Here is a 20,327-nt window from a genome sequence, read left to right as displayed (position 1 = left end):
GTATACTGCCGCCAAGCTTACCGAAAACGAGACGTTGCCATGATTGATACCCACGCCCATATTTACGCCAGTGAATTTGACCACGACCGCGATGACGTCGTCAGTCGGGCGTTGGCGCAAGGCATTGAACGCATTCTGTTGCCGAACATCGATCTGGAGTCAATTGCACCAATGCTGGCAACCGAAGCCGCCTATCCGACGATATGCCGCTCCATGATGGGTCTGCATCCGTGCTACGTGGATGGCAACGTCACTCAGACGCTCGACACGATCTACAGCTGGTTTGCCAAGCACGATTTCATTGCCGTTGGCGAAATCGGTATCGATCTGTACTGGGACAAAACGTTTCGCGCTGAGCAAGAAATGGCGTTTGTTACCCAGCTCAACTGGGCTAAAGAGATGAACCTGCCGGTGGTGATCCACACGCGTGATTCGATTGAAGAGACACTCACTCTGCTCAAACAGGAGCAAAACGGTCAGCTGCGCGGCGTATTCCACTGCTTTGGCGGTACGACGGATGAAGCCAAAGCAATCAACGATCTCGGCTTTCACCTCGGCTTGGGCGGCGTGTCGACATTTAAAAACGGCGGTATGGATCAGGTGATCCCACATCTGGATATGAACTACGTGATTCTGGAAACCGACTGCCCTTATCTCGCGCCCGTCCCTCACCGCGGCAAACGCAACGAGCCGGCGTACACTCAGTTGGTCGCCCAGCGTGTCGCAGACCTGCGCGAACTGTCATTGGCCGAGGTCGATACCCTTACAACGACTAATGCTAAATTATTGTTTAGTTTATAAATTACTAAAATATAGATAACTAGATCACATTTATTAATGGGAGCAAGATCACATTAATAAATATGCACCCTGTGTATTATCTTCGGCCAAATTTTAGAACTATATTCATACAAACGTCATGGCTAAGTGTAATCACACCAATCAACTGCAGCGACTACGTCGAACGCTCTGGCAAAAATTGCTGGGCATCAAGGAAGTGTATGTCTGCAAGCAATGCGGACATACAGTTAAAATTAAGTAATCCCAGCGACGGATTCGATAGCAAATAAAAAAGCGGCCACTGGCCGCTTTCTTTTTCTCTTCAGGTTTACTCTTCCACATCACTCTCGTCGTCTTTGCGCGTGTAGAAACGGGCAAAGAACAGACCGATTTCAAACAGCAAACACATCGGAATCGCCAACAGTGTTTGTGAAATCATGTCCGGTGGTGTCAGCAGCATACCGACCACAAACGCACCAACGATGATGTACGGGCGCTTTTCGCTCAACGCTTTGGGTGTGGTGGCACCTGTCCAGCACAACAGAATAATCGCAACCGGCACTTCAAACGCAATACCAAACGCCATAAACAGCGCCAGTACGAAATCGAGATAGCTGGCAATGTCGGTAGCAAACTCTACGCCGCCAAGCGATATCGCGGTAAAGAACCCAAACACCAACGGGAACACCACGTAATAGGCAAACGCCACACCGCAGTAAAACAGCAGTGAACTCGACACTAACAGTGGAAAGATCAGTCGGCGTTCATGCTTGTACAGGCCCGGCGCCACGAACGCCCATACCTGATAGAGAATAAACGGCACGGAAAGAAACACCGCGACAATCAGCGTCAGCTTAAGCGGGGTGAAAAACGGCGATGCCACATCGGTCGCGATCATCGTTGCCCCTTCCGGCAAACGGTCAACCAGCGGCCGAGAAACAAATTCGTAGATGTTGTTGGAGAAATAAATCAGCCCGACAAACACCACAATCACCGCGGCAATACTGCGCAGCAGGCGATCACGGAGTTCCAGTAAATGGCTGATCAAAGGTTGAGTCTGTTCGACTGACATTGAAACCTCATGTAACCGATCAAAAAGAGTTACCGCGCTAGGGGTAACTCTTTACAAAGACTATTAGTCGGCTTTCTTTTCTGCCGTATTCGGCTGATCTGACTCAGACGCGACGGACAGGGTTTCCGCCGGGGTTTGCGGCTTTTCATCCTCTGTCTGGTTGGTTGCCGCAGTCGAGTACGGACGCTGAACGTCCTGCGCCGCCTGCTTGAGCTTGTCGACGGATTCCTGCAGCTCGGGCGACAGGTTTTGCATCCCCATCTGCTCGGCTTTACGCAGGTTTTCCTGCAGCTCCTGCACTTTCAGCTCGTGCGCCAGCTCATCTTTGACACTGTTGGCCATGTTTTTGGCCGCAGAGACAAACTTAGCCACACTGCGAATCGCATGCGGCAGTCGCTCCGGGCCGAGCACAACCAGTGCCACGACAGAAATTAATACCAGTTCCCAAAAACCGATATCAAACACGATTTAAGCCTGCTCTTTGTCTTTCTTTGTTTCAGCAGTTGCGTCTGTTTTCTGCTGTTCCAGATTCTTCTGTTCAAAATCGGCATCTTTCTTCGCTGCAGACTGATCGTCGTCTGACATCGCTTTCTTGAAGCCTTTCACTGCGCTACCGAGATCGCCACCGATACCACGAAGTTTCTTCGTACCGAACAACAATACAACGATGACAGCAATGATAAGAAGTTGCCAAATACTGATACCACCCATTCTTTCTACCTCGGGTTATGTGTTACACAAACATTTCAAGAGTTTAACGTTTATTGACGATAAGCTCGCCAACTAAACAACCAAAATGTGACGCCCGCAATTGCACTGCCGGCTGCCCACGGTTCGTAGTGACTGGACACCAATATAGCCGAGCATACGACTAAAGTGGCGCCAACACCAAACAAAAACTTGCCCGTCGCCTGCTGGCGCTTGCTGTCACGGTAGCCCTGATAAAACTGCTCCATACGCAGATTCAGGTTTCGCCCTTGTTTCAGGCTGTCGTACAGCAATTCGGGTAATTCCGGCAATTTTTCTGCCCAGAACGGCGCGCGCTCTTTGATGGCATTCACCACCGCTTGCGGACCGACCTGATTCATCATCCATTTTTCCAGGAACGGTTTCGCCGTCTGCCATAAATCCAGTTGTGGATATAGCTGACGTCCTAACCCTTCTACGTACAGCAACGTCTTCTGGAGCAAGACCAGTTGCGGCTGCACTTCCATATTAAAGCGACGCGCGGTGTTGAACAGGTTCAACAGCACATGGCCAAAGGAGATGTCGCACAACGGTTTGGCAAAAATCGGCTCACACACAATACGAATCGCCACTTCGAACTCATCGATATTGGTGTTTTGCGGTACCCAGCCTGAATCGACGTGCAACTGCGCGACTTTGCGGTAATCGCGGTTAAAGAACGCGAGGAAGTTTTCCGCCAGATAGCGTTTGTCTTCCGCATTCAGCGTACCGACAATACCGCAGTCGAGACCGATCCATTGTGGGTTGTCCGGATGATCAGGATTCACAAACACATTGCCCGGATGCATGTCCGCATGGAAGAAACTGTCGCGGAACACCTGAGTGAAGAACACACTCACTCCGCGTTCAGCCAGCAGCTTCATATTGGTGCCGTTGGCACGCAAGCGTTCGACATCGGAAACCTGAATGCCATATATTCGCTCAGAAACCATGACAGTTTTATTACTGAAATCGGTAATGACTTCAGGAACATACAATTCTTCGCTGTCTTCAAAGTTGCGGCGCAGCTGAATCGCATTGGCCGCTTCACGGCGCAAATCCAGTTCGTCGAGCAGCGTTTTCTCGTATTCACGCACCACTTCAAGCGGTTTCAAACGACGTGCTTCAGGCATTGCCCGAGCGACTATACGCGCTAAGCGGTACATCAGTTTTAGATCTGCATCAATCACCGGGCGAATATCCGGGCGAATGACTTTCAGTACCACTTCTCGCCCGTTGGACTTAAGAGTCGCGGTGTGCACCTGGGCGATAGACGCAGAGGCGAGAGGCTTGACATCGAAGTCGTTGAACCAGGTCTCCAGCGGGCCACCGAGCGCTTTTTCGATTTGCTGCTTGGCCAGTCCGCCGTCAAACGGGGCGACTTTGTCTTGCAGCAGCGCGAGCTGATCAGCAATGTGCGGTGGAAACAGATCACGTCGGGTCGACATCATCTGGCCGAACTTAATCCACACCGGGCCAAGTTCTTGCAGGGCCAGACGCAGACGTTCGCCCAGAGGTTTATCGGCGTGTTGGTTACGAATCCAGAAGATGGATTTGCGCGCCAACAGCGGCGCTTTGGTCAGTTGATGCTCGGGTAACAACTCGTCCAGCCCGTATTCGAGCTGAACTTTGATGATTCGGTATAAACGCTTGATTTCGGCGGGAGTCATACGGGGTCTACGCGCCTTTTTCCAATAACTGGTTGAGACGGCTTTCCAGGCGAGCGGCCTGACTTTTCACGTCGTCGACCTGATCGCAGAAGTAAGCAATTTCCAGAGGCCCGGGCGCCACGCGCCACTCTTCAGTCAGCACCTGCGCCAGATGGTTCTGGTGTTTACTCACTTGCGCGCTCAGCAATGCACCGACGTTTTTTGCGCCTTGCACCACTGTGTGGGCCACCACATCCCCCGTCACCCGCGACAACCACTCTTCGATGTCTGGTTTGCAGTCGGTCATCAACTGCGAAAATTTCTGCGCCAGCTGAATGTCGCCTTCCAGCACCAATTTGTCTTGTTTGATCAGCTTGGTGATGTTGGCCTGTTCGCGCAGTTCCGGCAGCACCGACAGATTGAGTGACAGATAACAATCTGGCTCACCTTCGTAGTTGGCCAGTACATCGATCTGCTGGCTGAAAATGAAGGTCAGGGTTTTATTGATTTCTTTGAGATGGACCTGAATCACTTGGCCTTTGAGGCGAGCAAGACGACGACCCAGTTCCGGGTCGTCTTTGATCAGGGTATTGAGCGATGATTCAATCACCGCAGTGATCAGCGGTTCAAACGGCATACGCAAGTCCTCAGAACTTGTAGCCGCGGTGCAGAGCCACGATACCGCCAGTCAGGTTGTAGTAGCTGGCCTGTTCAAAGCCGGCTTCCATCATCATGCCTTTCAGCGTTTCCTGATCCGGGTGCATACGAATCGATTCCGCCAGGTAACGGTAACTGTCGGCGTCGTTGGCGATCAGTTGACCCATTTTCGGCAGAATGTGGAATGAATACGCGTCGTACACTTTTGATAGCGGATCCAGCACCGGTTTCGAAAATTCCAGTACCAGCAGACGACCGCCCGGCTTCAGCACGCGGAACATCGAACGCAGTGCTTTGTCTTTATCCGTCACGTTACGCAGACAGAAACTGATGGTGATGCAGTCAAAGTAGTTGTCCGGGAACGGCAACTCTTCCGCATTCGCTTGCACGTAATGGACGTTACCGACGATACCACGGTCGCGCAGCTTGTCACGGCCCACATTGAGCATGGAGTTGTTGATGTCCGCCAGCACCACGTGGCCTTTGTCGCCCACGATGCGAGAGAATTTTGCGGTCAGGTCACCCGTACCACCGCCCAAGTCCAGAATACGTTGCCCCGGACGCGCGCCGGCACAATCAATCGTGAAACGCTTCCACAGACGATGAATCCCGCCCGACATCAAATCGTTCATGATGTCGTATTTCGCCGCAACCGAGTGGAATACTTCCGCTACCTTGGTTACTTTTTCTTCTTTACGTACGGTCTCAAAGCCGAAATGAGTGGTGTCTTGATTCTCTACTGCTGTATTCGTTTGCACGCTGGTATCCGTCATTGTGTTTCCTCTTGGGCAGTTTTCACGACCAAACTGCGACTGCGGGCGATTAGTTTACTTTATCCTCAGCGTGATGTCTTTCTACTAAAGGGCCAATTTCCGAATCTGGCTCACGCTGCGCCTTTTCTACCCACTCATTGCTGATAGAACGCTTAATTTCCACTCCCAGCTGTTTGAAGCTTTCAGCCTGACGAATGGCGTTGCCGCGTCCGGTGGCGAGCTTATTCATCGCGCCTTGGTAAGTCTGGTTGGCTCTGTCGAGCGCGCCGCCCAAACCTTCCATATCTTCTACGAACAGACGCAACTTATCGTACAAACGACTCGCTCGTTCAGCGATCAGCTGTGCATTCTGGTTCTGGCGCTCGTTACGCCACAAGTTGTCAATCGTGCGCAGTGCCACCAGAAGCGTGGTCGGGCTGACCAGAATGATGTTCTGCTCCATCGCATCTTTCACCAAGCTCGGGTCGGCCTGAATCGCGACCTGAAACGCCGGCTCGACCGGAATAAACATCAGCACGTAATCGAGCGACTGAATGCCTTTAAGCTGGTGGTAATCTTTCTGCCCCAAGCCTTTGATGTGGTTGCGCAGCGCCAGTAAATGATCGCGCAGGGCGACATCGCGCTCGGCATCGGTGTCGGCGTGGTAATAACGTTCGTACGCCACCAGTGCCATTTTGGAGTCGATCACCACCTGCTTGTTGTGCGGCAGATGGACGATCACATCCGGCTGATAACGCTTGCCCGCTTCATTTTGCAGGCTGACTTGAGTTTGGTATTCGTGCCCTTCACGCAGACCGGATTCCGCCAGCACGCGTGCCAAGACTACTTCGCCCCAGTTGCCCTGCTGCTTGTTGTCGCCTTTCAGCGCTTGAGTCAGGTTGAGCGCTTCTTTGGCCATCTGCTCATTGAGGCGCTGCAAATTACGCAGCTCATGCACCAGAGTGTGGCGCTCTTTGGCTTCTTGGTTGAAGCTGTCGTTGACCTGCTTCTTAAAACCATCCAACTGCTCACGCAGCGGCGACAGCAAACCATCGAGGCTTAGGCGATTCTGCTGATCCACTTTGGCGGTTTTGGCTTCAAACACCTGATTGGCGAGGTGCTCAAACTGCTGCTTGAGGCGCTCTTCAGCGCGTTCGAGCAGTTGCAACTTATCCTGGCTGGCTTCGAGTTGCTGCTGATGACGCGCTTCCTGCTCGCGCAGTTGCACTTCGAGCTGCGCTTTCTGTTCACGCATGCGATTGAGCTCGTCGGCGTATTGCTGGCGCTCTTGTTTGATCGCTTCGAAATAGCGCAGTTTCTCCATCACCGCCATCACTTTGCCGTGCGATTGCTTGAGCTCAAACTCCGCCTTGTCGCGCTCTTGGTCAAGTTCATCCAGCTCCTGCTGCGCAGCGCTCAGCGTCTGTTTGAGCTGCTCAATCTGCTGTTCATGCCAGCGTGCATCGCTTGCCAGTTGCTGTTCGAGCAATTGCGCCTGCAGTTGATATTTCTGTTTCACCCACCAACCAGCGGCGGCGGCCGACACAACGGCAGCAGACAAGGTGGTGATCCACAGAGCGGGGTTATCGAGAATCCATTGCATAATAATGAGTTACTTGATGTTGGTTGTTGATAAAAAGAGTATTTCGACACTGGATAAATGTCCAGTTTGCCGGGCAATTATTCAGCCGATAGACTAGCGATTCACCTGAACACAGGTTTACCTAACATGGATATGGGGAATTTGGAATGAATGAAGGCCGCGCCCTCGGACTGGGCTTGTCTGCTGTATTGCTTTGGTCAACGGTCGCCACCGCGTTCAAGCTCACGCTGGCAGAGTTCTCACCCATTCAGATGCTGACCATCGCCAGTATCGTCTCTGCCTTAGCCCTGTTGGTGATTTGTGCGCTGCAGGGCAAGCTGTCTCTGGTGATCAGTACCTTCCTTGCCAATCCTTGGTATTACCTGCTGCTGGGCCTGATTAACCCGCTCGCCTATTACCTGATCCTGTTCAAAGCTTATGCGTTGCTGCCCGCCTCACAAGCGCAGGCGATCAACTACAGCTGGGCGATTACCCTGACGCTCATGGCGGCGGTGTTTCTCGGTCAGAAAATCCGTAAACAGGACTGGATTGCCTGTGCGCTGAGTTATTTCGGCGTGGTAGTCATCGCCACCAAAGGCGATGTGCTCGGCATGCAGTTCGATAGCCCGCTGGGTGTCGGGCTGGCGCTGCTGTCTACGCTGCTGTGGGCCGGTTACTGGATTCTCAATACTAAAAATCAGGCCGATCCGGTGGTGGGCGTGCTGTTGGGGTTTGTGATTGCGATTCCGTTTGCGATTGCGCTCAGCGTTTACGAAGGTGCGCCTTGGCAGCACATCAGCCCGCAAGGCTGGGCGGCGGTGACTTACGTGGGTTTATTTGAGATGGGCATTACCTTTGTGTTGTGGCTCAGCGCGCTGAAAAACACCAACAACACCGCTCGCATCAGTAACCTGATTTTCGCCTCACCGTTTATTTCGCTGATCCTGCTCTCCACCATCATCGGTGAAGAAATTCACCCCACCACCTTGTTCGGTCTGGTGCTGATCATCGCAGGTCTGGTGGTGCAACAGGTCAAACGCAAACACAAAAAGCTCGCCGCCGAAAAGGCGTGAGCGACTATCCTGCCTGCCAAGGCGCGTCAGAACAGCTGATGCGCCAATTCGGCTCCCTGACCGCGCACCTGATCAATCAAGCCGTAACTTTCCGGAGCCAACGCCAACGCCTTCGCGGCAGGGTGACGGCTGAGAAACGCCTGCTTCTCCTGCGCATCAAATAGCGAATCCCAGCGTTTGTGAATATCGCGCGCCAGATACAACACGCACGCTAAACGTTTGGCTTCCCCCGCCTGACCGGGATGATTCACGTGTTCTATCGCATCGGCCATGTCGGCCGGGAAGTTCCACTCCTTGGCGAGCTGCGCGCCGAGCTGCTGGGCGTCAACGCCGAGCAAGTCCTGCTGCACTTCAGCCAGTTTTTCACCTTGTCTGACCCGCTGCTCGATCTGCTCGGCGAGGTCCGGTTCGAGCGCATGAATCATCAACTCGCCGATGTTATGCAGCACGCCGGTGGTGAACACTTCGTTGGGGTCGAGCTTGAGCGGTTTGGCGAGCTTACTGGCGATCATGGCGATTTCAAACGTGTTGGACCAGTAATCTTTGATATTGAGCGTGCGCAGCTGGGGAAACACCCCGGATACCACTGAAGACGAAATCAGCGTGCGCACCGCACTGCTGCCGACGCGAATGATAGCGTCACTGATGGTCGAGACGCCTTTGCCTTTCGAGCCACCAAATTGCGCTGAATTGGCCATGCGTAACACACGGGCACTGAGGACCTGATCCATCGACATCTTGCGCGACAATTCGCTGAAGTCGACGTTGTCGCGGTTGACCATATTCAGAAGTTCTTGCTGGATACTTTCGATGCGGGGCAATTCATTCAGGCGGGAGATCAGGGCTTCTTGATTCATTCGTTCACTCCTTCTAGCAACCAACAGATTTACTATAGGACAGAAATCCCGCTTTGGAATGATAAGTGTTGAGAGTTTTATCAGGTAATTTGCTCGCGATAGAGCTTCGGACTGACCCCGGCTTTGCGCTTAAATACGCGCGAGAAATAGAGCGGATCGGAATAGCCGATAATCCGCCCAATGTGGTTAACCGAGTAGTGAGTAGTCACTAACAATTGTTTGGCGCGGCTGATACGCTGATCATCCCGCCACTGGGTAATGGTCATCTTCATCTCATCGCGGAACAGATGGCCAAGGCGCGACGGTGACAAACAGGTGTGCGCGGCAATCTCTTCCAAGGTGAAATCCTGATTGAGGTTCTGCGTCATGTAGTTGATGGCCTGAATGATGCGCGGATCGAGCGGCTTGCTCACTACATCCGGCTGCACGGTTTTGCAGCGGATCAGCAGCTGTTCCAGCAGGTTAATCGCCAGATCATCGCGATACGGCATGTCCGATTTGGCGGTGTACTCGATATCAACAAACAGGTTTTCGATGTGCTGCATGGTCTGCACGTCCAGCCCACGGGTCAGGTAAACACCGTTGCGCTCTTCCTGCCAGTTCAGCCAGTCATTCCAGAACGCGCGCGGACGGAAATAGACCCAGCGGTGAAACCACGATGCGCTGTCGCTTTTACGGTGATAAAAATGGGTCGCACTGGGCGGAAACAGCAACAAGTCGCCAGGTTTCACATGAAACATCTGCTCACCGGAGAAGATGGTGCCCTCGCCTTTACTGGTGAAGTTGATGATGTAGCCTTTCATACCGTTCGGGCGGTCGATGGTGTAATCCAGTTCATCGCCTTCGATAATCGGTGTCAGGCCGGCCACCAGATGGGCGTCGAAGTTGTATCCCGGTTTGAGCGGATCGGTTGTTTGCATAGACCAACAGTTGCTGAGTTTTTGCTTAGTGTATGTTGCACCTTGCCGCATTGCGATTTCTGAGTTCACACTTTTCCTAATACGATCCATTGGGTGGCGGAAAACGCCTCACGAAACCAGTCGGTTTTGGCTGACTGACGAATAAAATCGCTTGGCAGCCCGTGGCGTGTGCGTTGCCAGTCCGGTTGTGCCGTATCAGTAGATGGGGGCATGACCCGCGCCGCATTGAGCGGCTGGATCACATGACGAATGTCGAGCCGGGTCGGAATGCTGTTGCGCGCCAGATATTCAATCACCACGGCATCCTGATGAAAGTAGTAATTCATATTGAGCGATAGCTGAGCGGCGTGATGCCACTGGCACCACTGCTCTATCCGGTCCGGTCGATGACGGAACTTCCACTGTGCGTGCGACACATCCAGCACTTCACCGTTGTTGGTCAGCTCCAGTGTGCCTTCGTACATCAGTTGATTGCCATGCAGCAACTGAAAGCGGGTCGGACACACCCGCGCAACCCGGAGCGTCCAGCGCTGATAGTGAATGTCGAACCCCGACACTAAACTCGATTCGTCAACCGTCATAAGTACCTCTACAACGCCCCCTCATCGCTGAGGGGGCCGATTTATTACACGCCAGACGCCAAGCGGTAGTACAAGCTGTTAGTTTTCAACTCTTGTTTGAACTTGCGGGTTTCGGTGTGTTCATCAATCACCACCATTTCCATGCCGAGAATGTCAGCATAGTCAGCCAGCGAGTCGACACTCACCTGTTGGCTGTAAGCACTGTGGTGCGCCGCGCCCGCGTGAATCCAGCTCGCCGCCGCGACTTGCAGATTCGGCATCGGTTCCCACAACGCATGAGCCACCGGCAAATGCGGCATACCTTGTGGCGGAGCGACGGTGTTAACACGGTTCACCACCATGCGGAAGCGATTACCCAAATCGATCACCGACACGTTGACGGCCTGCCCTTCGCGGCCACTAAACAGCAAACGTGGAACATCGCAGCGCAGGCCGATGGTGTGCAGATGCACTTCGAGTTTCGGTTTCGCCGCAGCAATCGACGGACACACTTCCAGCATGTGCGCGCCCAGCACCTGATCGGTGGCGCCGAAGTTGTAGGTGTAGTCTTCCATAAACGAGGTACCGCCCTGACGCCCTTTGCCCATCTGTTTCATGATGTGCACCATAGCCGAGGTTTTCCAGTCGCCTTCGCCGCCGTAACCAAAGCCTTTGGCCATCAAACGCTGGGTGGCCAAACCGGGCAGAGAGCCGAGGCCAGTCAGGTTTTCAAACGTGTTGGTAAACGCCTGCGCGCCGACCTCCGTCAGAAAACGTTCCATGCCCATTTCCAGACGCGCTTCGTGCTGCATCAGTTTGAGCAGCGCCGGATCATTCAGCAGTTGCGGGCTCATGTCGTAGGTGGAAGCGTATTCATCGAGCAAACGCGCGATATCCGCATCCGACACCGACTGCACCACCTCACTCAGTTCGCCCAAACCATACGCATTCACTTCATAACCAAATTGAATTTGCGCCGAGACTTTGTTGCCTTCGGTCACCGCCACTTGGCGCATGTTGTCGCCAAAGCGCGCCACTTTCAGGTTCTGCCCGGCATCAATCCCGATCGCTGCGCGGCACCAGTCATCGATCTCCTGATGCACCTGCGGGTTCTGCCAATGCCCTACCACCACTTTGCGGTCAAGATCGAGGCGAGTACCGATAAAGCCGAATTCGCGGCAGCCATGCGCACTCTGGTGAGTGTTCATGTAGTTCATGTTGATCTCATCCCACGGCAGCGCCGCATTAAACTGGGTATGCAGATGCAGGAACGGTTTGTTGAGCTGCGACAAACCCGCGATCCACATTTTCGCCGGGGAGAAGGTGTGCATCCACAGCACCAGACCAATACACGCCAGATCGTTGTTGGCCGCGCGGCATACTTGCAGAATTTCGTCCGGTGACTTCACCGTACCTTTGTCGACCATCGGCACGGAAATCGCGTCGGTCTGGTTAAAGCTGGCCACAATTTGTGCGCTGTCCTGCGCCACTTGTTCCAGCACTTTTGGGCCGTAGAGGGTTTGCGAGCCGGTTACGAACCACACCTGTTTGTTGTCGAATACTTTCATAACTTTCCCTTGATTATTTTTTGTTCGTCGCAGTCTGACCGTAATAAGCATTCGCGCCGTGTTTGCGCAGGTAATGCTTATCGAGCAGAGCCTGATTGATGTATTGCACCGCCGGGTTGATTTGCAGCGTTTGCAGCGCCATTGACGCCACCACTTCCATCACCACCGCGTTGTGCACCGCTTGATGGGCATCTTTCCCCCAACTGAACGGGCCGTGTTCATTGACGATGATGCCGGGGATCGCCATCGGGTCTTGCTCTGCGATGGTTTCGACAATCACCACTCCGGTATTGAGCTCGTAATCGTGGGCGATTTCGCCATTGGTCAGCGGGCGGGTGCACGGAATGCTGCCGTAGAAGTAATCGGCGTGGGTGGTGCCAAGAGCCGGAATGGCTTTCCCCGCTTGCGCCCACGAGGTGGCGTGCGGCGAATGGGTGTGCACCACGCCGCCGATGTGTGGGTAGGTGCGATACAGCACCAGATGGGTCGCGGTATCGGACGACGGATTGAGGTCACCCTCCACCACGTGTCCCGCCAAATCCACCACCACCATGTTGTCGGCAGAGAGATCTTCATAAGCCACGCCGCTCGGTTTGATCACCACCAACCCCGATTCGCGGTCGATGGCCGAGACGTTGCCCCAGGTAAAGGTCACCAGATTGTGACGTTGCAGATCGAGATTGGCCTGCCACACGTCATGGCGCAGTTTGCGCAGCCGTTCACTCTGGGTCGACACGGGTTGCATCAAGGTGTGTTCACTCATGATCGTACTCCTTGGCTTGATGAAATTCGGCCAACTGTTCTAAGTGCTGACCCAGCTCACGATAGCCAGCGTAACGCTCACGGCGCAGCGCCTGCGTGTCGGCATTGGGCGTATACACCGCACTGATGGGGCTTGCCATCGCCGCCTGCGCTTGCCGGGCGTTGTCATACACACCTGCTGCCACAGCGGCGAAAATCGCCGCGCCCAATGCGCAGCACTGCTCTGAGCGCACCACCGCGATATCGCGGCCAATCACATCGGCACACATCTGCATCACGTACGGGGATTTTTGCGAAATGCCGCCAATCGCGATCACGCGCTCCACCGCCATGCCTTGGTCGACAAAACAGTCGACAATCGCTTTGGCGCCGTGGGCGGTCGATTCCACCAGCGCGGCAAACAGCGCAGGCGCGCTTGAGCCTAAATTGAGATCCGACAGCGAACCTTTCAGACGCTGGTTGGCGTAAGGGGTACGACGGCCATTGTGCCAGTCCATCGCCAGCGGCGAATGAGCGTTGAACTCGTAGCTTTCCGCCGCTTGAGACAGCAGTGGAATCAAAGCGTTATCTAAGGCGTCTAATGTGGCTTGCGCTTGAGGCTGCTGCTCCGCCAACGCTTGCAGCGGCCATAACAACACGCGTTTGTACCAGGCATAAATATCACCAAACGCCGATTGGCCGGCTTCAAGCGCCATCAGATTCGGCAGCGCACTGCCTTTGACCTGACCGCAAATGCCGTGAATGGTGCGCTCGCCCACGTTGTCGGCGTCCACCATCAAAATGTCGCAGGTGGAGGTGCCAATCACTTTGACCAAATCGTGCGCGCCCGCGCCCGCACCGACAGCGCCCATGTGGCAGTCAAACTCACCGACTGCGACCGCGATGCCCTCTGGCAAGCCCAGCGTTTGTGCCCAGGCCGCCGACAAGGTACCCGCTTGCTGCTCTGCGGTGTAGACCTCGCTGAACATGCGCTCGCGTATGCCATCCAAGGTCGGGGAAATCGCCGACAAAAACGCTTGATCCGGCAAACCGCCCCAGCTTTCATGCCACATCGCTTTATGCCCGGCCGCACAGATGCCGCGGCGCAGGTGGTGTGGGTGCTGATTACCACTGAGCAGGGCCGGAATCCAGTCACACAACTCCACCCAGCTGTAGGCGTGTTTGGCCACATCGGCATCTTGCTCACTGACCCACGCGGCTTTGGCCCAAAACCATTCCGACGAATAAATGCCGCCGATGAATTTGGTGTAGTCGGTAAAGTCGCCGCTGTGCGCCAGTTGGTTAATGCGTTCCGCTTTGACGACCGAGGTGTGGTCTTTCCACAAAATGAACATCGCATGCGGGTTATGTTCAAACTCCGGCCGCAGCGCCAACACATTGCCTTCAGCATCGATCGGTGCCGGCGTCGAGCCGGTGGTGTCGACGCCAATGCCCACCACCGACTGCGCGACCTCAGCCGGCACGGCGGCCAATGCCTCACGCACCGCCTGCGTCATCGCTTCAATGTAGTCTTTCGGGTGGTGGCGAAATTGCGACTGCTCCAGCTGGTTATACAGCCCCTGCATCCAACGCGGGTAGTAAGTCACGCCGGAGGCGACTTCTTCCCCGCTGACCGCATTCACCAGTAAGGCGCGCACCGAATCGGAACCAAAATCGAGGCCGATGACGTGCGCTGGTTGAGTAGCGAAATGCTCCATAACAACTCCATGTAGGGTGATATTTTTCATTTGTTATAACGCTCAACCCCATTTTCAACCATGAACCGCACCGCTAGATTCATGGATAAAAACGCCACATGGATAAAATCGTGCAGTTGTTTAAAAAAAGCTCACCGTGAATAAAATCTGATTAAAATAGCCAGTTAACCGTTTACACTTGCACCATTTATATGAAACATCGCACCACAAAACAGCAATTGAGATCTGCATCATGGCTACTCGCGCTAAATGAATGGACTATTTTGCTACAATTTTTTGGTGTGATTTTGGTCACTTCAACCCAACATCGAATCAACAAATATGGATAGCGAAACAAACCCCTACCAGCGGATGGAATAACAATGAAACTAAAAACCTTACTCTCGACCGCAGCCCTCTCCGGGCTGACGCTGCTCAGTGCTTCTGCCAACGCTTTTTTTGGATCCAGTGACGACACCCTGAAACTGGGTTATCTGGTCAAACAGCCAGAAGAACCATGGTTCCAGACTGAGTGGTCATTTGCAGAAAAAGCCGGCAAGGACATGGGCTTTGAAGTGATCAAAATGGCCGTGCCTGATGGCGAGAAAACCCTGAACGCGATCGACACTCTGGCCGCCAGTGGCGCCAAAGGCTTTGTGATCTGCACCCCCGACCCGAAATTGGGTCCTGCCATCATGGCCAAAGCCAAAAGCTATGATTTGAAAGTCATCACCGTCGATGACCAGTTCCTCAACGCCAAAGGCGAGCCGATGAAAGACGTACCGCTGGTGATGATGGCAGCCAGCGCGATTGGCGAACGTCAGGGCCAGGAGCTGTACACCGAAATGCAAAAACGCGGCTTTGATGTCGCCACTACCGGCGTGATGGCGATTACCGCCGATGAACTGGATACCGCACGCCGCCGTGTGGACGGCTCAATCAAAGCGCTGAAAACCGCCGGCTTCCCAGCCAACCAAATCTATCGCGTACCCACTAAAACCAACGACATTCCAGGGGCATTGGATGCCGCCAACTCCCTGCTGGTGCAATACCCTGGCGTGAAACAGTGGCTGGTGGTTGGCATGAACGACAACACCGTATTAGGTGGCATTCGCGCCACAGAAGGCCAAGGCTTTGCCGCTGACAAAGTGATCGGCATTGGTATCAACGGCGTGGACGCGGTCAACGAACTGGCGAAATCACAAGCGACCGGCTTCTACGGCTCGCTGCTGCCAAGCCCGGACGTACACGGCTACAAATCGATTGAGTCACTGTACAAATGGGTGAAAGACGGTGTGGAACCGAACAAGTTTGTTGAAGTGACCGACGTTGTCCTGATCACCCGCGACAACTTCAAAAAAGAACTGGAGAAAAAAGGACTGTAAGTCCGGTTGGGGTGGCAGTCCTTTTACGCTGCCACCCGTTATTGGAACGGAGAGAATGTTATGGCGATGTCCCCCTCTTACCTCGAGTTTCGCAACATTTCAAAGCACTTTCCCGGTGTTAAGGCGCTGAGTAACATCAGTTTTCGCGCCAACGCAGGTAGTATTCATGCTCTGATGGGCGAGAACGGTGCAGGTAAATCGACGCTACTCAAAACCTTAAGCGGGCTACACCAGCCAACGGAAGGTCACATTGCGATTGACGGCCAGGAGCTGTCATTATCCGGCACCACAGATGCGCTGACACAAGGCATTGCCATCATCTATCAGGAACTCAATCTGGTGCCTGAACTGAGTGTGGCGGAAAATATTTATCTCGGTCAGCTACCGACCAAAAACGGCCGCGTGGATACCGAAACCCTCAATCGTCAGGCGCGCGAACAGTTGCTGCGTCTGGGCGAAGATTTTGATCCGTCACGCCCGTTGAAAGAATTTTCCATCGGCCAATGGCAGATGGTCGAAATCGCTAAGGCGCTGAGCCGCAACGCGCAAATCATCGCGTTTGATGAGCCGACCAGCAGCCTGTCACAACGTGAAATTCAAAACCTGTTTAAAGTCATTCGCGAGTTGCGCGATGACGGCAAAATCATTCTGTATGTCTCGCACCGCATGGAAGAGATTTTTAACCTGTGCGATGCGATCACCATTTTTAAAGACGGCACTCATGTGCAGACGTTTGATGACCTGTCGCAACTGACCCACGATCGCCTGGTTGAACTGATGGTCGGACGCGAAATCAGCGACATCTATAACTACCGTTCACGTGAGCTTGGTTTAAGCGGTCTGCGATTGGAAAATTTTCAAGGCCCCGGACTGACGGCGCCCGTCTCACTCGATATTCGTCAGGGCGAGATTCTCGGCTTGTTTGGTCTGGTTGGCGCCGGGCGTACCGAACTGACCCGACTGATTTTCGGCGCGGAGAAACGCACCGCCGGCGAGCTTTACCTGCATGACGTCAACATTAATGTGCGTAAGCCGGGCGACGCCATCAAAGCGGGCATTACCTTGTGCCCGGAAGATCGCAAAGCCGACGGCATCGTGCCGATCATGTCGGTGGCGGAAAACACCAACATCAGTGCACGTCCGTGGCACCTGAAACTCGGTGGCCTGATCGATTTTGGCTGGGAAGCGAAAAACGCCGACACTCAACGTCAGGCACTCAACGTCAAAACCGCTTCGCTGGATCAGCCCATCGGCAAACTCTCGGGCGGAAACCAGCAAAAAGTCATTCTCGGTCGCTGGCTCTCCACCGACATGAGCGTCATTCTGCTCGATGAACCCACCCGTGGCATTGATGTCGGCGCCAAATCGGAAATCTACGAACTGATCTTTAAGCTGGCCGAGAACGGCGTCACCGTGCTGGTGGTATCGAGCGATCTGCCGGAAGTGCTGGGCATATCCGATCGCCTGTTGGTGATGAAAGACGGCGCGATTTCCGGAGAGCTCCAACGCGACGAATTTAAAGAACAGACTGCACTTCGCCTCGCTATGCTGGGCCAAGAACAAGCCGCAGCTTAAGAATGAAGGAATATCACTATGTCTCTATCAAGTTCTACCAAAATGGTTAATTCCGAACAGAAGTCTGGCGGGTTTAACTTCGCCCAGATCTGGGATCGTTTCGGCATGCTGATGGTGTTTGCTGGCTTGTTTCTGCTGTGCTGCCTGTTCGTGCCCTACTTCGCGACCTTTGTGAACATGAAAGGTCTTGGTCTGGCCATTTCCATGAGCGGCATGGTGGCGTGTGCGATGCTGTTCTGCCTTGCCTGTGGCGACCTCGACCTGTCCGTCGCCTCCGTCATCGCCTGCTCCGGCGTCGTGACCGCGGTAGCGATCAACGCCACCAGCAGTGTCGTGCTGGGCATTGGTGCCGGCCTGTTGTCGGGCGTGCTGTTTGGCCTGCTGAATGGCTTTGTGATTGCCAAACTGCAAATCAACGCGCTGATTACCACTCTGGCGACCATGCAGATTGCCCGTGGCCTCGGTTACATCATCTCCGATGGTAAAGCAGTCGGCATCACGGAAGAAAGCTTCTTTACCTTGGGTAACTCGTCGCTGCTTGGCATTCCGACCCCGGTGTGGCTGACCATCGTGACGTTTGCCGTGTTTGCCTTCCTGCTCAACCGCACCGTGTATGGTCGCAACACTCTGGCCATCGGTGGCAACGAAGAAGCAGCGCGTCTGGCCGGCGTGAATGTGGTTAAAACCAAGATGCTGATTTTCACCATCTCAGGATTTATCTCAGCGTTGGCGGGGGTAATTCTGGCGGCGCGGATGACCAGTGGTCAGCCCATGACGTCGGTCGGTTTTGAACTGGTGGTGATCTCCGCCTGTGTGTTGGGCGGTGTGTCGCTCAAAGGCGGGATTGGTAAAGTCTCTTATGTCATTGCCGGGGTGCTGATTCTCGGCACCGTGGAAAATGCCATGAACCTATTGAACATGTCACCTTTTGCACAGTACGTCGTCCGTGGTGCAATCTTGCTGGCTGCCGTTATTTTTGACCGCTACAAACAAAAATCACGTTAAGCCAATTCATCGGTTACTTGCTCTCTTATTTCCCACAAATAAGAGAGCTTTTTTATGAAATGAATTCGACCCGCTATACCCACTGCCCCGCCACGTAACCGCTCGACCACGCCCACTGGAAGTTGTAGCCGCCGAGCCAACCGGTAACGTCCATCACTTCACCGACAAAATAAAGCCCCGGCACGGTTTTGCACTCCATGGTTTTCGATGAGAGCGAGTCGGTGTCGACACCACCCAGCGTCACTTCTGCAGTGCGGTAGCCTTCGGTACCATTGGGTACAATGCGCCACTGTTGCAGCGTCTCGGATACGGCGCTCAGCTCTTTCGGGTTGAGTTGTTTGAGCGGTTTGTCGCTCAGCAGTTTGCGCTCGATCAGCACTTCCACCAAGCGTTTCGGCAGCACGCGTGCCAGAGTATTTTTCAGGCTTTGATTCGGGTGTTTTTCACGCGAACGGGTCAGCAGCTCATCAATATCCACGTCCGGCACCAGATTGACGATCACCGCCTGACCGGGTTTCCAGTAAGAGGAAATCTGCAACACCGCCGGGCCGGATAAGCCGCGATGAGTAAACAGCAGCGCTTCTTTAAACACCTTGCCACACTCGGCCTGAATTTCTGACGGCACCGCGATACCCGACAATTCAGCCAGCGCGTCTTTGTCTTCCACATGCAGCGTAAACGGCACCAGGCCCGCCGTGGTCGCGTGCACGGGTAAACCAAACTGTTCAGCAATTTTGTAACCAAATGGCGTCGCGCCAAGTTTGGGCATCGACAAGCCACCGGTTGCCACCACCAGCGACTGGCATTCAATATCGCCGACTGAAGTTTTGAGGCTAAAGCCCTGCTCGGTTTTGGCGATCTCCAGCGTTTCCACCTGATAACGCTGGCGAATGGTCGGCTGATCGCACTCGGCCAGCAGCATGTTGACGATATCTTTGGCCGAATCGAGACAGAATAGCTGGCCATGGTCACGCTCTTCGTACGCAATGCCGTACTTGCCGACCATGGCGATGAAATCCCAGTTGGTGTACTGCGACAACGCCGATTTGACGAAGTGCGGGTTGCCACACAGGTAGTTGGCTGCCGACACATCGTAGTTAGTGAAGTTACAACGGCCGCCGCCAGAGATGAGGATTTTACGTCCCGGTTTTTTGGCGTGATCGATAATAAGCACTTTGCGGCCACGCTTACCTGCTTCTGCGGCACACATCAGGCCTGCGGCACCCGCACCAATCACGACAACATCGACTTTTTCACTCATCTCGGCTCACTCAACTGCAATAAAAAAGGATGTGCAGCGCACATCCTTACTCACTCGGGGCGGTATTCTAACGGTAAAAACACCGCTTGCCAATTGACCACTTGTCACAGCATAAAGGCTGCTACCGTCGTCAGTACGACCAGTGAAGTCGAGAGGATAAACAGCTCACGCACGCGGTCGCACTTACCGGTAAACACCGGGTCGTGATGGTGGTGATACTCTTTGCTTTTGATGTAGTGGTACAAGCGCACCTGTTTGGTCATATTACCGTGGGTGGTAAAAAAGCCACCGCCGTCAACTTGCTGATAGAGCAAGGGGTGAGCTTCGCGCATGATGTAGATGAGAGAGCGTAATGCGGTGAGGTAACGGAGCACGTTCACACCGGTTACGATCATTAGCGCTAATAGAATGGTATCTCCACTGATCATCTTTTCCTCCCTACATCTTGTGTAAGAATGCCCAGAGAA

General features: G+C 53.9%; 20 protein-coding genes. 5 read left to right on the top strand and 15 right to left on the bottom strand.

Going from position 1 to position 20,327, the window contains the following annotated elements; all coding sequences use genetic code 11:
* Positions 1–39 precede the first annotated feature (39 nt).
* Positions 40–801 (top strand): TatD family hydrolase, encoded by a 762-nt coding sequence (locus JIG40_RS17745; protein ID WP_158125528.1) that lies wholly within the window; start codon positions 40–42, stop codon positions 799–801.
* A gap of 307 nt (positions 802–1,108) precedes the next feature.
* Here the strand turns inward: JIG40_RS17745 and tatC are convergent, their stop codons facing one another.
* From tatC to rmuC, 7 genes are all read right to left on the bottom strand, one after another.
* A complete protein-coding gene (gene tatC, locus JIG40_RS17740) occupies positions 1,109–1,852 on the bottom strand; it encodes a twin-arginine translocase subunit TatC (RefSeq protein WP_020331904.1) in 744 nt (247 codons plus the stop codon).
* Positions 1,853–1,915: 63 nt separating this feature from the next.
* Entirely contained in the window at positions 1,916–2,317 is a 402-nt protein-coding gene (gene tatB / locus JIG40_RS17735) for a Sec-independent protein translocase protein TatB (RefSeq protein ID WP_100268534.1), read from the bottom strand.
* A 3-nt stretch (positions 2,318–2,320) separates the two neighbouring features.
* The gene (gene tatA / locus JIG40_RS17730; RefSeq protein ID WP_020331902.1) at positions 2,321–2,563 is read right to left on the bottom strand and encodes a Sec-independent protein translocase subunit TatA; all 243 of its coding nucleotides are present in this window, start codon (positions 2,561–2,563) and stop codon (positions 2,321–2,323) included.
* A gap of 50 nt (positions 2,564–2,613) precedes the next feature.
* Positions 2,614–4,248 carry a ubiquinone biosynthesis regulatory protein kinase UbiB gene (gene ubiB, locus JIG40_RS17725; RefSeq protein WP_020331901.1) on the bottom strand — a complete coding sequence of 545 codons (1,635 nt, stop codon included), beginning with the start codon at positions 4,246–4,248 and terminating at the stop codon, positions 2,614–2,616.
* Between the two features lie 7 nt (positions 4,249–4,255).
* Complete coding sequence (locus tag JIG40_RS17720) at positions 4,256–4,864, bottom strand: SCP2 domain-containing protein (protein ID WP_032082409.1); 609 nt, start codon at positions 4,862–4,864, stop codon at positions 4,256–4,258.
* A 10-nt stretch (positions 4,865–4,874) separates the two neighbouring features.
* Positions 4,875–5,657, bottom strand: coding sequence for a bifunctional demethylmenaquinone methyltransferase/2-methoxy-6-polyprenyl-1,4-benzoquinol methylase UbiE (ubiE, locus tag JIG40_RS17715; protein ID WP_020331899.1), 783 nt, complete (start codon positions 5,655–5,657; stop codon positions 4,875–4,877).
* A 49-nt stretch (positions 5,658–5,706) separates the two neighbouring features.
* Positions 5,707–7,239 carry a DNA recombination protein RmuC gene (gene rmuC, locus JIG40_RS17710; protein WP_199465759.1) on the bottom strand — a complete coding sequence of 511 codons (1,533 nt, stop codon included), beginning with the start codon at positions 7,237–7,239 and terminating at the stop codon, positions 5,707–5,709.
* 146 nt (positions 7,240–7,385) lie between these two features.
* Here rmuC and JIG40_RS17705 point away from each other — a divergent pair, with 146 nt between their 5' ends.
* A complete protein-coding gene (locus tag JIG40_RS17705; protein WP_024373649.1) occupies positions 7,386–8,291 on the top strand; it encodes a DMT family transporter in 906 nt (301 codons plus the stop codon).
* 26 nt (positions 8,292–8,317) lie between these two features.
* Here JIG40_RS17705 and JIG40_RS17700 read toward each other — a convergent pair whose 3' ends face one another.
* From JIG40_RS17700 to JIG40_RS17675, 6 genes are all read right to left on the bottom strand, one after another.
* Positions 8,318–9,148: an HDOD domain-containing protein gene (locus tag JIG40_RS17700; protein ID WP_199465758.1), complete on the bottom strand. Its 831-nt coding sequence runs from the start codon at positions 9,146–9,148 to the stop codon at positions 8,318–8,320.
* Positions 9,149–9,228: 80 nt separating this feature from the next.
* Complete coding sequence (araC, locus tag JIG40_RS17695) at positions 9,229–10,068, bottom strand: arabinose operon transcriptional regulator AraC (RefSeq protein ID WP_024373648.1); 840 nt, start codon at positions 10,066–10,068, stop codon at positions 9,229–9,231.
* 65 nt (positions 10,069–10,133) lie between these two features.
* Positions 10,134–10,649 carry a hypothetical protein gene (locus JIG40_RS17690; protein WP_055452934.1) on the bottom strand — a complete coding sequence of 172 codons (516 nt, stop codon included), beginning with the start codon at positions 10,647–10,649 and terminating at the stop codon, positions 10,134–10,136.
* 44 nt (positions 10,650–10,693) lie between these two features.
* Complete coding sequence (araA, locus tag JIG40_RS17685; RefSeq protein WP_199465757.1) at positions 10,694–12,196, bottom strand: L-arabinose isomerase; 1,503 nt, start codon at positions 12,194–12,196, stop codon at positions 10,694–10,696.
* Between the two features lie 13 nt (positions 12,197–12,209).
* Entirely contained in the window at positions 12,210–12,959 is a 750-nt protein-coding gene (araD, locus tag JIG40_RS17680) for an L-ribulose-5-phosphate 4-epimerase (RefSeq protein ID WP_154183846.1), read from the bottom strand.
* Positions 12,952–14,655: a ribulokinase gene (locus JIG40_RS17675; protein ID WP_199465756.1), complete on the bottom strand. Its 1,704-nt coding sequence runs from the start codon at positions 14,653–14,655 to the stop codon at positions 12,952–12,954. Before JIG40_RS17675 ends, araD begins: the two co-directional genes overlap by 8 nt.
* Positions 14,656–15,017: 362 nt before the next feature.
* Here JIG40_RS17675 and JIG40_RS17670 point away from each other — a divergent pair, with 362 nt between their 5' ends.
* The 3 genes from JIG40_RS17670 to araH are packed head-to-tail and all read left to right on the top strand — an operon-like array spanning position 15,018 to position 18,599.
* Entirely contained in the window at positions 15,018–16,019 is a 1,002-nt protein-coding gene (locus tag JIG40_RS17670; protein WP_020331889.1) for an arabinose ABC transporter substrate-binding protein, read from the top strand.
* 60 nt (positions 16,020–16,079) lie between these two features.
* Positions 16,080–17,594, top strand: coding sequence for an L-arabinose ABC transporter ATP-binding protein AraG (gene araG, locus JIG40_RS17665; RefSeq protein WP_055452938.1), 1,515 nt, complete (start codon positions 16,080–16,082; stop codon positions 17,592–17,594).
* Between the two features lie 18 nt (positions 17,595–17,612).
* Entirely contained in the window at positions 17,613–18,599 is a 987-nt protein-coding gene (gene araH, locus JIG40_RS17660) for an L-arabinose ABC transporter permease AraH (RefSeq protein ID WP_020331887.1), read from the top strand.
* 73 nt (positions 18,600–18,672) lie between these two features.
* Here the strand turns inward: araH and JIG40_RS17655 are convergent, their stop codons facing one another.
* Positions 18,673–19,860 carry an NAD(P)/FAD-dependent oxidoreductase gene (locus tag JIG40_RS17655; RefSeq protein ID WP_199465755.1) on the bottom strand — a complete coding sequence of 396 codons (1,188 nt, stop codon included), beginning with the start codon at positions 19,858–19,860 and terminating at the stop codon, positions 18,673–18,675.
* Positions 19,861–19,964: 104 nt separating this feature from the next.
* Positions 19,965–20,288 carry a universal stress protein UspB gene (uspB, locus tag JIG40_RS17650; RefSeq protein ID WP_020331884.1) on the bottom strand — a complete coding sequence of 108 codons (324 nt, stop codon included), beginning with the start codon at positions 20,286–20,288 and terminating at the stop codon, positions 19,965–19,967.
* Between the last annotated feature and the right edge of the window lie 39 nt (positions 20,289–20,327).

It is taken from the genome of Vibrio sp. bablab_jr001 (assembly GCF_016464285.1).
GTDB lineage: Bacteria > Pseudomonadota > Gammaproteobacteria > Enterobacterales > Vibrionaceae > Vibrio > Vibrio fluvialis.
Note: the sequence above shows the minus strand (reverse complement) of the source record. Positions and strands in the feature narration are given on the sequence as shown.

Bases quoted from the DNA above. Each gene is read 5' to 3' on its own strand.
- JIG40_RS17705 (WP_024373649.1), top strand. From the start codon at position 7,386: ATGAATGAAGGCCGCGCCCTCGGACTGGGCTTGTCTGCTGTATTGCTT.
- araC (WP_024373648.1), bottom strand. From the start codon at position 10,068: ATGCAAACAACCGATCCGCTCAAACCGGGATACAACTTCGACGCCCAT.
- araG (WP_055452938.1), top strand. From the start codon at position 16,080: ATGGCGATGTCCCCCTCTTACCTCGAGTTTCGCAACATTTCAAAGCAC.
- JIG40_RS17700 (WP_199465758.1), bottom strand. From the start codon at position 9,148: ATGAATCAAGAAGCCCTGATCTCCCGCCTGAATGAATTGCCCCGCATC.
- uspB (WP_020331884.1), bottom strand. From the start codon at position 20,288: ATGATCAGTGGAGATACCATTCTATTAGCGCTAATGATCGTAACCGGT.
- tatC (WP_020331904.1), bottom strand. From the start codon at position 1,852: ATGTCAGTCGAACAGACTCAACCTTTGATCAGCCATTTACTGGAACTC.
- araH (WP_020331887.1), top strand. From the start codon at position 17,613: ATGTCTCTATCAAGTTCTACCAAAATGGTTAATTCCGAACAGAAGTCT.
- JIG40_RS17670 (WP_020331889.1), top strand. From the start codon at position 15,018: ATGAAACTAAAAACCTTACTCTCGACCGCAGCCCTCTCCGGGCTGACG.
- JIG40_RS17745 (WP_158125528.1), top strand. From the start codon at position 40: ATGATTGATACCCACGCCCATATTTACGCCAGTGAATTTGACCACGAC.
- ubiB (WP_020331901.1), bottom strand. From the start codon at position 4,248: ATGACTCCCGCCGAAATCAAGCGTTTATACCGAATCATCAAAGTTCAG.
- araA (WP_199465757.1), bottom strand. From the start codon at position 12,196: ATGAAAGTATTCGACAACAAACAGGTGTGGTTCGTAACCGGCTCGCAA.
- rmuC (WP_199465759.1), bottom strand. From the start codon at position 7,239: ATGCAATGGATTCTCGATAACCCCGCTCTGTGGATCACCACCTTGTCT.
- tatA (WP_020331902.1), bottom strand. From the start codon at position 2,563: ATGGGTGGTATCAGTATTTGGCAACTTCTTATCATTGCTGTCATCGTT.
- JIG40_RS17655 (WP_199465755.1), bottom strand. From the start codon at position 19,860: ATGAGTGAAAAAGTCGATGTTGTCGTGATTGGTGCGGGTGCCGCAGGC.
- araD (WP_154183846.1), bottom strand. From the start codon at position 12,959: ATGAGTGAACACACCTTGATGCAACCCGTGTCGACCCAGAGTGAACGG.
- JIG40_RS17720 (WP_032082409.1), bottom strand. From the start codon at position 4,864: ATGCCGTTTGAACCGCTGATCACTGCGGTGATTGAATCATCGCTCAAT.
- JIG40_RS17690 (WP_055452934.1), bottom strand. From the start codon at position 10,649: ATGACGGTTGACGAATCGAGTTTAGTGTCGGGGTTCGACATTCACTAT.
- ubiE (WP_020331899.1), bottom strand. From the start codon at position 5,657: ATGACGGATACCAGCGTGCAAACGAATACAGCAGTAGAGAATCAAGAC.
- JIG40_RS17675 (WP_199465756.1), bottom strand. From the start codon at position 14,655: ATGGAGCATTTCGCTACTCAACCAGCGCACGTCATCGGCCTCGATTTT.